Raw genomic sequence first — 12,538 nt, 5'->3', positions numbered from 1 at the left:
CTATGGTTTTTGACAAAAAACTGTAATTTTAATATTGAATTAACTCAGCACTGAGTTAATAATCTTAACCATAGTAAAGTTTATAGCTATTTTTATTATTTAATATCTCTCTAAAGTCAAAATATAAATTTTTGTTTTTGAGAAAGCAAATACTAAATAAGAGATAGTTTAAAATCTTAACTGTTATTACTTATGAGTGATGTAGTATATACATGTATACAAGCAATTGCAGCTTTTTAAACGTAGAAACGCAGCATTTTTTAGCTGGTTATAGAGTAGACGTAATTATTACAAACTCTAAAACTTATGCGCTCAGTTGATTTTAAAACTTTACTGTATCTTGGAAACAAGACTACATTTTCCAATTTAGGATAATTCCTCTGCAAACCTCTCCCCGACTAGGGGAAAGGCTTAAAAATATGATTTCTTCGTACCAATACCGACTCAAAAAATTTTTGCAACACATTTAGTAGGAGCGTACATTTGTACGCATCTAATATTTTATTTTTCTTTACATAGTTTGGTGTTTCTGCACCATCCTATTTATATTAGTAACGCAAAAGACACAAGAATTGATTTAATTGAATGGATTACAGCTTGAGTATTGAGAACTTGAAGCGTCATCTGTAACGTAATGATGAAATCACTTCACAGCTATGGCAAAATAGCGAGGAAAAGTATATAAGATGGAAGAAATTAAAGCACTGCGACAAGCCTTTCAGAGTCGCAAAATGGGTGCGCTACTACTGCTAGGCTTTGCGTCTGGCTTACCTTTGTTTTTGACAAGTAGAACATTGCAGCTATGGATGCAGGATGCCAAGGTAGATATTGGCAAAATTACATTATTTGCCGTGACGGCATTACCTTATTCCTTAAAATTTTTGTGGTCGCCTTTATTAGATAGATTTGTACCACCACTTTTAGGCGCAAGACGGGGTTGGCTACTATTTACTCAAATTGGGTTAACAATAGCGATCGCCACCCTAGCATTGCAACAACCCTCCCAGAATGACTTCGTACTAAACATCTTAGGCATTAACTGTCTCGTCATTACTTTTTTGAGTGCCACTCAAGATATTGCCGGAGATGCTTATCGTACCGATATTTTAAACCCACTTGAGGCTAAACCAGGGGCATCAGTTTGGGTACTTGGCTACCGTATAGCGATATTTGTCACTAGTTCCCTAGCTTTGGTTTTAGCTGACTATATTCCTTGGAAGGGTGTTTACCTACTCATGGCTGCTTTCATGGCTGGTAGTATCCTGACTACCTTATGGGCCCCTAAAGAAGCAGAAATTCGTAACGAAAATGAAAGATATGCACCTATATCTATCAACGATGTCATATTTATTGTATTAATTACAGCATTAGTTGCCGGATTAATTGTCAGTGTGTTTGTTGGCTACATTAGTCTGCCCGTATTTTATTGGTTATTGGCAGCGTTAATCATAGCTTGGATTATCACATCCTTATTATTACCCACAGAATTATTAGGTGAAGCTAGAGAAGACACTTCTCCTCAAAACTTACAAGCGGCTATTTTTCTACCTTTCAAAGAATTTTTCCACAGATTTGGGTTAACTCAAGCCAGTATTATTTTGATTTTCATCATCCTTTATAAACTTGGTGACTCGTTAGTAGGCATTACCGCTAACTTGTTTTTACGAGAAATCCAATTTACCAAAACAGAAATTGGTGCAATTCAAGCTGGTATAGGATTTCTTGCCACTACTGTTGGTGTCTTGGCTGGTGGTGTAATTATGACGAAAATCAACATTAATCGTAGTTTATGGCTATTTGGTATCCTTCAATTACTCAGTAACTTAGGTTATTATGCACTAGCAGTTGCTGGCAAAAATTATTCACTTCTAGTATTGGCAGTGAATATCGAAAACTTCAGTGCGGGATTAGTGACAGTTGCTACAGTTGCGTTCTTGATGAACCTTTGTAACCATCGCTTTACCACCACTCAATTCGCTTTATTCTCTAGCTTAATGGCTATTAGTAGAGACGTTTTATCCGCACCGGCTGGTGATTGGGCAAAAGCTACAGGCTGGCCTGTATTTTTCCTACTCACCATAGCAGCAGCAATACCTGGATTGCTACTTTTGCCTTTTGTCGCCCCTTGGAATGTTAAACCAGTGGCAGCATTAAATAGACCAGGACTTGATGACGAGGATGTATGGGAAACCAAGTAGTGATTATCGTCGGCACATTTATTCTCTTACTTACAGGTTTGTTACTTGGCTATGTTCTATCTCAGTTAGTTCTGGGTTATTTAGCGTTTAACCTGCTAACCTTTTTCGGAACAATTAGCTTAATTCTGATTTTTGGGACTTTGTATTACGTTCTATTCTGGCAATTGAAGCGAGGACAAACAAGAGTATTACCAGCCCAAATGCCCACCAGACTGGAAGAACAAGAAACACCAGAAAATCAAAATCATCTAAAAAACAAACTCATTTCCAGATTAAACGGCGATGTAACAGCAGCAGAACGACTAATAGAACAAGCAAAGCAAAATTATCCGGGAATGCCAGAAAATTGGTACTCCGAGAGAGTGCTTGATGATTTAGACCGTGATACTCGCTAAACTGTGGTTTGCTATGACCAAATGTCGCTAAAATAAGTCAAGGAAAATTTACAAATCTTTTGATTGGGTTTTCCTGTAAAACCTAATCTAAGGACAAATCAAAATATGGCTATATTCAGACAGTACATTGCACCCTTACTAGTGGTACTAGTATTTATATTCGCCCTAGTAGCAGTCAGCGCCCGTATCTTTCTCCCCTCAGACATGGCAGCCCCCGCACCTGTTGAAGAAGTTGGTGTGTTGCTGAAGGGGTTAGCGTTTAAAGTCTAGGGATAAAGGCGCAATCAGTTCAAAATTCAAAAGTTTTGCCTTTTGACTGTTGACTATGGACTAATAACCAATGACCATACCAGGTTATTCCATTCGGGAAGGCTCAACCTTAGAGCGATCGCAACTTGTTAAATTTACTCAACGCACCTACCAGGAATTATTCCCTGAACAAAAAGACTTTGCCCATCTAGCAAAGACTGTTGAGCAATACTTCTCCAAAGATACGCCCTTGTGGTGGGTCGATTTTCTTGGTGAGGGAGTAACAAGAGATGGGGAAGATGAGGGAGTAAAGCTAGGAATAAATAACAATTCGCCCTCATCTGTCTTATCTCCCATAGCCTGTTTATGGATGGGAAACGCCATAGACCAAATAAAAGGCGATCGCCATGCCCATATTTTTCTGTTGTATGTCGCACCAGAACATCGGCGGCGTGGTATAGCAAGGGCTTTAATGCAATATGCTGAAAATTGGGCAAAACAAAGAGGCGATCGGCAAATCGGATTACAAGTCTTTCAATCCAACCCAGCAGCCTTAAATCTCTACAATCAACTGGGCTATCAAACTCAATCCCTGTGGATGGTCAAGCCAATTAGTCATTAATCATTGGTCATTGGTCATTGGTCAACAGTCCATAGTTATTCTCCCTCATCTCCCTACAGCTAATTCCCAACTCATTGCGTATGAGATGGATCAGAAAGTGTACAATAATTTAACCAATAAAAATAAAGCTTTAAATAATCAGCACGGGGGGTTCATTCAAACCTCACTGCGCGTGCAATAGAAATATGTATGACGAAGAAGACCTAAGCCTACTCGATATCGAGGAAGAATTAGAAAGCCCCTTAGATAAGATAGAACCCATCACGGCTGAGTCAGAAATACCCAAGCCTGACCCAGATGAAATGCTAGCCCTCCTAGACAATCCGCAACCACAAAAACGGATGCTAGCAGCTCGTGCTTTTTGTGATATTGAAGACTCACGGGCTACGCCGCTTTTAATTCACCTGTTGAATGATAACTGTCCCTTAGTCCGCGTCAGTGCTTCTTATGGTATTGGACGTAACCCTAGCGCCGATGCAGTTGAACCGCTAATTGCTCAACTGTATCGAGATTGGAATGGCTATGTGAGAAAAGGGGTAGTTTGGGCTTTGGGTAACTGCCGCGATCGCCGTTGTTTATTGCCCCTAGCTGATGCCTTAAGAACCGATATATCCGCCGTGCGCCTTTGGTCTGCTAGCGCCCTAGCTCAAATGGCAGGAGTTGGCTATGAAGCTATTGTTGGCGCAGTACCACCACTCATCGAAGCCCTAGTGCAAGATACAGTTGCAGCCGTGCGGAGTAATAGCGCCTGGGCAATTGGACAACTATGTAAAGAACTGCCTTCCAACATAGTTTATGCCACAGCGATCGATGCCTTAATCCAGGCTTTTGCCGAAGATAAAGACTTAGGTGTACGCGAAGACGCTAAAGCCTCATTACTAGGTGTAGGCGATCCTCGTGGTTTGCAACTGATTGAAACTTTAGAACAAGAGGGTTGGTTTTAAAAGCAGTTGACAGCGCTGCACTGAGCTTGTCGTTCGCGTAGCGTCTCTGTTCGCGCAGCGTCCCGAAGGGAAAGAGAAGTGTTGACAGTTGTTTTTCTCCACTGCTCCCTGCTTTTCCCCTCTTGGGAGCAGGGCTGTTTCATTCTAAAAAGGAAAAAAGTAATTTAATATCATGGGCGCACTGTCGTATGGCTGTGGTTAGGGAATCAAAACCATTGTGAAGCAAGAGGTTAATGATAAAACTACGAATAATCGAGAAGTTAGCAGCAGCATAGCCATCAATCATTTGGTAAGAGTCTTCATCAAAAACAACATCCTTATCCCTCTTCTGTCACTTTCCGAGTATTCTAAATAAAAGGATGAAAAGAAAAAACTCTGGAAGGAAAGCAGGGCAATGGATGTAGAATTACAAATCCTGAAACATTTGGCAAGAGATGCGCAGCCAACAGTTGCGCTCGTAGATGAATATTGTGCAGAGTACAAAGACCTGTTCAAAGAAGTAAGAAATTATGAATGTTTCAAATATTTACACTTAGGCATAATTTCACCAATCAAAAGAAAATCATTACCAGAGATAGCAAAAGTAGTCAGTATAAACTCAGCCCAATCATTACATCATTTTATAGCCAATTCATACTGGTCAGTAAATGAGTTGAAGAGCCGAAGATTAAAGAAAATAAAAAGAGCATTAAATGGTCAGACAATTACGGTAGTAATAGATGAAACCGGAGACAGAAAAAAAGGTAAAAAGACAGATTATGTAGCTAGACAATATTTAGGAAGTGTGGGAAAAGTAGATAAAGGGATAGTTTCAGTTAACGCTTATGGAGTTTATGCCAACATAACTTTCCCATTAATTTTCAAAGTATTTAAACCAAAAGGAACACTAAAGGATTCAGATAAATATAAAACTAAAATAGAGTTAGCATCAGAAATAATTACAGAGTTAATGGAATTAGATTTCAATATTGAATTAGTATTGGCTGATAGTTTGTATGGTGAAAGTAGCCAATTTATTAGAAAACTGGCTGAATATGGCTTAGGTTATGTGGTATCAATCAGAAGTAATCATGGAGTCTGGCTGCCAGCAGGGCAGAGCGTTAGGGCGAATAAGTGGTGCAAATTTGAAAGAACATTTAGTAACCAAAAATCAGAAACTAGATATATTAGAGAAATAGTTTATGGTAAAAAAGGAGCCATAACTTACTGGGAAATAACAACTGATCCAGAAACTATGCCAGAAAATTCTACTTCATTTGTCATGACTAATCTTTCAGGGAACCTCAAGAAAATTTTAGGCGACTTATATGGGTTAAGAACTTGGGTAGAATATGGTTTTTGGCAGTGTAAACAGGAACTGGGCTGGACAGACTACAGATTTACAAATTTTCAACATATTGAGAAATGGTGGGAGATTATTTTTTGTGTCTACACAATGATTAGTTTAAGTTCTCCACCTTTCTTATCCTTAAATCAAGCTCCTTCTGAAACAGAAATACATGACAGTGCTTGTATTAGTTGTGTAGATTTCTCTAACCATAAACAATGGAATCATGATTCTGGATGGAAGAATACTTTAAATAATCTTCGTTTAATTGTTCAACCTCTTTTATTATTTTGGTTGATTTATCCCTGGCTAAATGTTTTTCCCAATTCCGATTTATTGCTTGGATTTAATCACCTAATTTTTACAATGAACCAATTTAAACCTTTTTTCTCTTCTGGATAATTTCAGTTATTTACTACTTGCTTATTTCGGAAAGTGACAGAAGAGGGATATTTACCCTACAAAGTCCCTGAAGTGTGGTTGTTCAAAAAGAAACAACTGAAGATTTACGCTTTTCAAGATGATAAAATATAACCTACAAACAAATAGCCCTTACTTTCCTAACATTAATATTTTAGAAATAATTGATGAGTGTTTTCGAGTAGCTTCTGAACGCAACACCAGCACAGCTATTCGAGAATTACGACGTAATTTAAACCACAACCCCATCTAAAAAATTATTCAAGACTTAAATATATAGCGATTCGGTAGAGAACAAGCAAAGGTGTAAGGGTTCAATTATTTACACCCTTACACCTCTACATCCCTACACCTCTAATGATGATGGTGATGATGCAACGCTAATTGTGGATTAATTGCCACTGCTTGCTCATTTTGCAATTCAGCAATTTGAGCATTTGCCCATTCAGCAACCATCGCTAAAAACTCTGGATGGTCATTGACACAAGCCATCTGTACATAATCCACATCGGAATGTTTTTTCTCTAAAGCATGGATAATGTGGTGTACATCTAATAAAGTTTCATGGTTTTCTGTAGCAAAACCAATAGGCATAAAGATAATTACCTTTGCACCCAATTGAATGAGGTTCTTAGCGGCTTGTTCGGCGTTTGGTTGTGTCCACTCAATTAACGGTGTGTCGTGATTGAGCCAGCCTACAGAAATTAGGGGATACTTATTAATTAATTCTTCGCGCACTAAATCATAAAGCGCTTGACTTTCGGTAATACCAGAGGTGAAACCTTTGGCTTTGTGAGGACAACCGTGATTCATCAACACAATACCAATTTGAGAAGGTAAATAAGCTGTGGCTAAACCAGAGTTAATTTTCTCCTCAACTAAATGAGCCATTAAATGAATGTATTCTGGCTCGTTGTAGAATGAAGGTATGTAACGTAGTGCCTTGAGCCAATGGTTTTCACCATCATTCGTTTCTGCTAGAGCATTGTTAACTTGTTCAATAGCAATACCACTGGTGAAGATGGAATCAACCACTAGTAGGGGATAAATGAGGATTTTCTCAAAACCTTGGTCTTTGATTTCTGCTAAAACTTGGTTAGGTAAAAAGGGAGCGCAGAAGTTAAAAGCTTTGAAAACCTGGACGCGATCGCCCCATTTTGCTTGTAAATTTTGTTCAATACCAGCACGCTGCTTTTCAAATATGGCGTTGTGAGGGGAAATAAAATCGTGGTGTTGGTGTCCCCATTCATGACGGTCAAATAACGCCAACAGCTTTGCTAGAGGAGGATAAATCCAAGTCGGTACAGGTGCAAACTTCGCTGTCAGTAGATTCAAAGCCTGTTCGTTGTAGTTAGCAAAATCTTCGTAGCTTTCAACTTCACCATAACCCATCAGCAGAACCGCTACTCGGTCTTGCCCTGATAAATGTTCCTGTGTATTTTGTAGCTTTTCCGGTGTGGCGACCACAAGCAATTCCTCGATATAAACCAGAATGGCAAGCAAAATCAGAAGCTACAACATAGCTGGCTTATTTGCCCACCTAGTTATCTATTATCCTATCCCCCTGGAAGGGATAACCACAAAAGTGACAATAATATATCAAAAGACATACTTAGGTTAATACTAGGTCACGAGTAGTGACAAATATTTAACAATGTATGCTGATGAGAGTGGAAGTAATCAATTCAAAATTCAAAATTCAAAATTCAAAATTAAAGAGTCCTGCCTTCTACCTTTTGACTATGGACTGTGGACTAATGACTAATGACCAATGACTAATGACCAATGACTATTATTATTTGCCCTGGAATCCATGAATCAGAACTAACCGAAAGCTTTATGTCAGGGTTGTTTAGTATAGTCTCTGATAGCTCAATCCATTACAATCAAGTAAATATACTTGTTGTTCCCACTGACGGTCTGCTGCCTTTATCACAACCTTATATATTGCAGTTTATACAAGATAATCTCAGTAGTAAACCAGAATCGCCAGTCATATTTATCAGCTTTAGTGCTGGCGTAGTAGGAGCGATCGCAGCTGCATGGCAATGGCAGCGAGAAGGAGGTCATGTCAGAGCGTTTATTGCTATAGATGGGTGGGGCGTACCACTGTGGGGGAATTTTCCCATCCATCGGCTGAGTCATGACTTTTTTACTCATTGGAGTTCATTATTACTGGGAAGTGGGCAAAATAACTTTTACGCAGAACCACCAGTTGAACATTTAACTATGTGGCGATCGCCCCAAACAGTACAAGGTTGGCGAGTTGATTCTTCTGTAGAAAACACTACCTCAAACATCCGTCTAACTGCGGCTGAGTTCTTACATTTATTGTTAAGACACTATGAAGCAAAATAGTCCGGAAAAGGATCACAGTAAACAGGAGTGAAATATTGAGTGATGAGAAAATGATGAGGCTAAGAGACAGAAAATTAAGGTAACAAGGTAAAGAAGATAATTTTTACTAAGTTACTGCCAATGCTACTCAAAACTCAGAACTCAGCACCCCTTCCCATCTACCTTAGTAAGTAACCGAACTTAACATGTTTCCCACTGAACCTGCTGCCGTTAATAATGGGTTTGGCTCACTGCTGAAAAATCGCGGTTTCATGCTCCTGTGGATTGGGCAATTAGTTTCTCAATTGGCAGATAAAGTATTCTTCGTGTTGATGATTGCCTTATTGGAGGTATATCCACCCCCACCAGGAATCGCGCAAAACTCGATGTACTCAACCTTAATGGTGGCGTTCACCATCCCAGCTATTTTATTCGGCTCGGCAGGTGGCATATTAGTAGACCGCTTGCCAAAAAAGTTAATTATGGTTGGTTCAGATATTGTGCGCGGGTTGCTGACGTTGTGTCTGCCTTTGTTACCGCGAGAGTTTCTGATTCTGCTCATATTGGCCTTTGCCATTTCCTCTGTGACTCAATTTTTCGCCCCAGCCGAACAAGCTGCGATTCCTTTAATAGTCCGACGAGAAAATTTGTTAGCAGCCAATGCCTTGTTTAGTAGCACCATGATGGGGGCTTTAATAGTTGGTTTTGCGATCGGCGAACCTATTTTAAGCTGGGCGAAAAGCTGGATGGGAGAAACCTACGGTCAAGAACTGGTAGTGGGAGGATTATATATTTTATCGGCTGTGATCATGCAACCGATTAACTTTACAGAATATAAGCCATTAAAAGACGAAAACTCACAAACACATCCTTGGGCTGAATTTACAGAAAGTATTCGTTATCTTAAAAAGAACCGTTTGGTATTAAATGCCATGCTGCAATTAACTACTTTATATTGTGTATTTGCAGCATTAACAGTATTAGCAATCCAGTTAGCAGAAGATTTTGGTTTAAAAGAAAAACAATTCGGCTTTTTCTTAGCAGCAGCAGGTGTGGGGATGGTATTAGGCGCAGGTATTTTAGGACATTGGGGTGAAAAGTTTCATCACAAACCCTTACCCCTAATTGGGTTTCTGCTGATAGCATTAGTTTTAGGCGTATTTACCTTTACTCATAATCTGGCGTTAGCACTAGGGCTATGCGCGATTTTAGGTATCGGTGCTGCCTTAATTGGTGTGCCTATGCAAACTGTTATTCAACAGCAAACTCCACCAAATATGCATGGTAAGGTATTTGGCTTTCAAAATCATGCTGTCAATATTGCTTTGTCTTTACCTCTAGCAATTACAGGGCCTTTAACAGATGCTTTAGGATTACGGGCTGTGATGATGACAATGAGTGTAGTTGTAGTGGTAGTTGGTTTTTGGGCGTGGAAAAACACCCGCCGAGTTTTGCAAGATGTTATTTAGTCATTAGTCATTAGTCCATAATTTATCTCCCCCATCTCCCCCATCTCAATACCTTAAACCCAGCTTTAAGTCGCCAATCTAAACAAAGACATCTAAATAATAAATTTGGTTGAAGTTTTCTATTAATATTGAATTACTGACTACAGAATTTCAGCATTAACTTAGCTATCCTCTGAGGTTTGACCGTGACTGTGAGTTTGCCTTCCCCGACTAGTCTCTCACAAACAGAGAAACATACTCAATCTACCAGTTCAGCATCGCCAGTTGTGGAACCCAAGCGGGTGACTGGTGGTTTTGCGTTACTTGATAGTCTACTGCGCCACGGTGTTGAGTATATTTTTGGTTATCCTGGCGGAGCAATTCTGCCAATTTACGATGATCTGTACAAGGTGGAAGCGACTGGCAGTATTAAGCACATCCTAGTCAGACACGAACAAGGGGCGGCTCATGCTGCTGATGGTTATGCTCGTGCTACAGGGAAAGTAGGAGTATGCTTTGGTACTTCTGGGCCTGGAGCAACTAATTTAGTGACAGGTATCGCTACAGCCTACATGGATTCCATTCCTATGGTAATTGTCACTGGGCAAGTACCTCGGAAAGTTATTGGGACAGATGCGTTTCAAGAAACCGATATCTATGGCATTACTCTACCCATAGTCAAGCACTCTTATATAGTACGTGACCCTCAAGACCTGCCGCGAATTGTGGCTGAGGCATTCCACATCGCTAGTACAGGTCGTCCAGGCCCAGTTCTGATTGATGTACCAAAAGATGTGGCTTTTGAAGAATTTGATTATGTACCAGTAGAACCTGGTTCAGTCAAGTTACGCGGTTATCGTCCTACGGTGAAGGGAAACCCCAGACAAATCAATGCAGCGATTGAGTTAATTAAAGAAAGTCGTCGTCCTCTACTATATGTCGGTGGTGGTGCGATCGCATCCGGCGCTCATGGGGAAATTAAGGAACTGGCTGAGTTATTTAATATCCCTGTCACTACAACCTTGATGGGTATCGGTGCTTTTGATGAACACCATCCCCTATCCTTGGGTATGTTGGGAATGCACGGTACAGCCTACGCTAACTTTGCTGTTACTGATTGTGATCTGTTGATTTGTGTTGGTGCAAGGTTTGATGACCGTGTAACAGGTAAATTAGATGAGTTCGCTTCCCACGCCAAAGTAATTCACATCGATATCGACCCCGCCGAAGTTGGGAAAAACCGCGTTCCTGAAGTACCTATCGTTGGTGATGTACGCAAAGTCTTAATTGACTTGTTGCGTCGCTGTAAGCAAACAGGCGCAAAAGGTACACCCAACCAAAACCAAGAATGGCTGAATTTAATTAACCGTTGGCGGGAAGAATACCCCTTAGTTGTTCCCCAACATCCTGACAGTATTCCTCCCCAGGAAGTCATTGTTGAGGTTGGTCGCCAAGCACCCCACGCTTTCTACACTACCGATGTGGGTCAGCATCAAATGTGGGCTGCACAATTCCTCAAGAATGGCCCCCGGCGTTGGATTTCTAGCGCAGGTTTAGGAACGATGGGTTTTGGTTTACCTGCGGCGATTGGTGCTAAAGTAGCATTCCCAAACGAAGACGTAATTTGTATTAGCGGTGATGCTAGTTTCCAAATGTGTTTGCAAGAATTGGGTACAGCATCACAATACGGTATTAATGTCAAGACTGTTATTTTGAATAACGGCTGGCAAGGAATGGTGCGCCAATGGCAACAAGCTTTCCACGGCGAACGCTACTCTTGTTCCAATATGGAAGTAGGTATGCCGGATATTGAGTTGTTGGCTAAAGCCTATGGTATTAAGGGAATTGTAGTTACGGAGCGAGAGCAATTGAAAGATGCGATCGCCGAAATGTTAGCCGCCGACTGTCCAGTAATTATGGATGTGCGTGTTACCAAGGATGAGAATTGCTATCCTATGGTTCCTACTGGTAAAAGTAATGCTCAGATGGTTGGTTTGCCTAAGCCAGCACCAAAGGCTAGCACTGAACCAGTTTATTGCAGTCATTGCGGTACATCAAATGCACCTAATCACAATTTCTGTTCTGAGTGTGGGACTAAGTTGTAGTTGATTTTGGTTTAAATAGTTATTTTTCGACGCAGGGTTAAAAACACCCTGCGTTTTTTTACAGTTTCCTATATACATAGCTTGACAGATCCATTGAGATTAAACCTTATTGGGCTGAAGGTTAAATAAAAATGAACCTTATTGCTCAAAGTAAGAAAATTTAGCATTTCATTTCTTACTTTATTTGCCATAATCAAACGATATCAAGAGTTTTGAGAGCCAATGCGGCGCATCTCTATTGCTCAGTCGGAGCTTAGAAGCAGTTGTCCCAACCTCGACATAATCCTCTTGCGTGGTCGTGGCTCACCCAATTCCTTTAGTTAAATTAATTGAGGAAAATTACCTCTTTTTTTACGAATTTGGCTACTAACAGCAAGAGAAAATGTTTATCCCTAAACCATTAGGCTCGTAATGCCATTGTGCCTTTGTGCTAAATTTAACAAAAAATTTAGTTGAAATGTTTTCTATGTAAAAAGTTACATTAAAGTTACAT

11 protein-coding genes are annotated in these 12,538 nt (G+C 40.1%); 10 read left to right on the top strand and 1 reads right to left on the bottom strand.

What is annotated here, in order from left to right:
- The first annotated feature begins 686 nt into the window (after window positions 1-686).
- The 7 genes from NSMS1_RS14990 to NSMS1_RS14960 all read left to right on the top strand — a co-directional run bounded on the left by NSMS1_RS14990 (window position 687) and on the right by NSMS1_RS14960 (window position 6,408).
- Window positions 687-2,198: an AmpG family muropeptide MFS transporter gene (locus NSMS1_RS14990; RefSeq protein ID WP_224094803.1), complete on the top strand. Its 1,512-nt coding sequence runs from the start codon at window positions 687-689 to the stop codon at window positions 2,196-2,198.
- A complete protein-coding gene (locus tag NSMS1_RS14985; RefSeq protein ID WP_224094800.1) occupies window positions 2,183-2,593 on the top strand; it encodes an ABC transporter permease in 411 nt (136 codons plus the stop codon). The genes NSMS1_RS14990 and NSMS1_RS14985 overlap by 16 nt, the downstream gene beginning before the upstream one ends.
- 105 nt (window positions 2,594-2,698) lie before the next feature.
- Window positions 2,699-2,863, top strand: a complete 165-nt coding sequence (locus NSMS1_RS14980) for a hypothetical protein (protein WP_224094798.1) — start codon at window positions 2,699-2,701, stop codon at window positions 2,861-2,863.
- Between the two features lie 70 nt (window positions 2,864-2,933).
- A complete protein-coding gene (locus NSMS1_RS14975; protein ID WP_224094796.1) occupies window positions 2,934-3,464 on the top strand; it encodes a GNAT family N-acetyltransferase in 531 nt (176 codons plus the stop codon).
- A gap of 185 nt (window positions 3,465-3,649) precedes the next feature.
- On the top strand, window positions 3,650-4,408 hold the full coding sequence (locus NSMS1_RS14970) for a HEAT repeat domain-containing protein (RefSeq protein WP_224094794.1): 759 nt from the start codon (window positions 3,650-3,652) through the stop codon (window positions 4,406-4,408).
- A 394-nt stretch (window positions 4,409-4,802) separates the two neighbouring features.
- Window positions 4,803-6,137 carry an IS701 family transposase gene (locus NSMS1_RS14965; RefSeq protein ID WP_224086148.1) on the top strand — a complete coding sequence of 445 codons (1,335 nt, stop codon included), beginning with the start codon at window positions 4,803-4,805 and terminating at the stop codon, window positions 6,135-6,137.
- 118 nt (window positions 6,138-6,255) lie between these two features.
- Entirely contained in the window at window positions 6,256-6,408 is a 153-nt protein-coding gene (locus tag NSMS1_RS14960; RefSeq protein ID WP_224094792.1) for a hypothetical protein, read from the top strand.
- A gap of 101 nt (window positions 6,409-6,509) precedes the next feature.
- Here the strand turns inward: NSMS1_RS14960 and NSMS1_RS14955 are convergent, their stop codons facing one another.
- Window positions 6,510-7,622 (bottom strand): ferrochelatase, encoded by a 1,113-nt coding sequence (locus NSMS1_RS14955; protein WP_224095238.1) that lies wholly within the window; start codon window positions 7,620-7,622, stop codon window positions 6,510-6,512.
- Between the two features lie 318 nt (window positions 7,623-7,940).
- Between NSMS1_RS14955 and NSMS1_RS14950 the strand changes: the two genes are divergently transcribed.
- The 3 genes from NSMS1_RS14950 (at window position 7,941) to ilvB (ending at window position 12,045) form a co-directional block, all read left to right on the top strand.
- The gene (locus NSMS1_RS14950) at window positions 7,941-8,513 is read left to right on the top strand and encodes a hypothetical protein (protein ID WP_224094791.1); all 573 of its coding nucleotides are present in this window, start codon (window positions 7,941-7,943) and stop codon (window positions 8,511-8,513) included.
- Window positions 8,514-8,698: 185 nt separating this feature from the next.
- Complete coding sequence (locus NSMS1_RS14945) at window positions 8,699-9,961, top strand: MFS transporter (protein WP_224094789.1); 1,263 nt, start codon at window positions 8,699-8,701, stop codon at window positions 9,959-9,961.
- Window positions 9,962-10,146: 185 nt separating this feature from the next.
- Window positions 10,147-12,045, top strand: coding sequence for a biosynthetic-type acetolactate synthase large subunit (gene ilvB / locus NSMS1_RS14940; protein WP_224094787.1), 1,899 nt, complete (start codon window positions 10,147-10,149; stop codon window positions 12,043-12,045).
- The last annotated feature ends 493 nt before the right edge of the window (window positions 12,046-12,538 follow it).

Source organism: Nostoc sp. MS1, from assembly GCF_019976755.1.
Taxonomy (GTDB): domain Bacteria; phylum Cyanobacteriota; class Cyanobacteriia; order Cyanobacteriales; family Nostocaceae; genus Trichormus.
The sequence above is the reverse complement of the archived record's forward strand: the minus strand, read 5'-3'. Positions and strand labels throughout refer to the sequence as shown.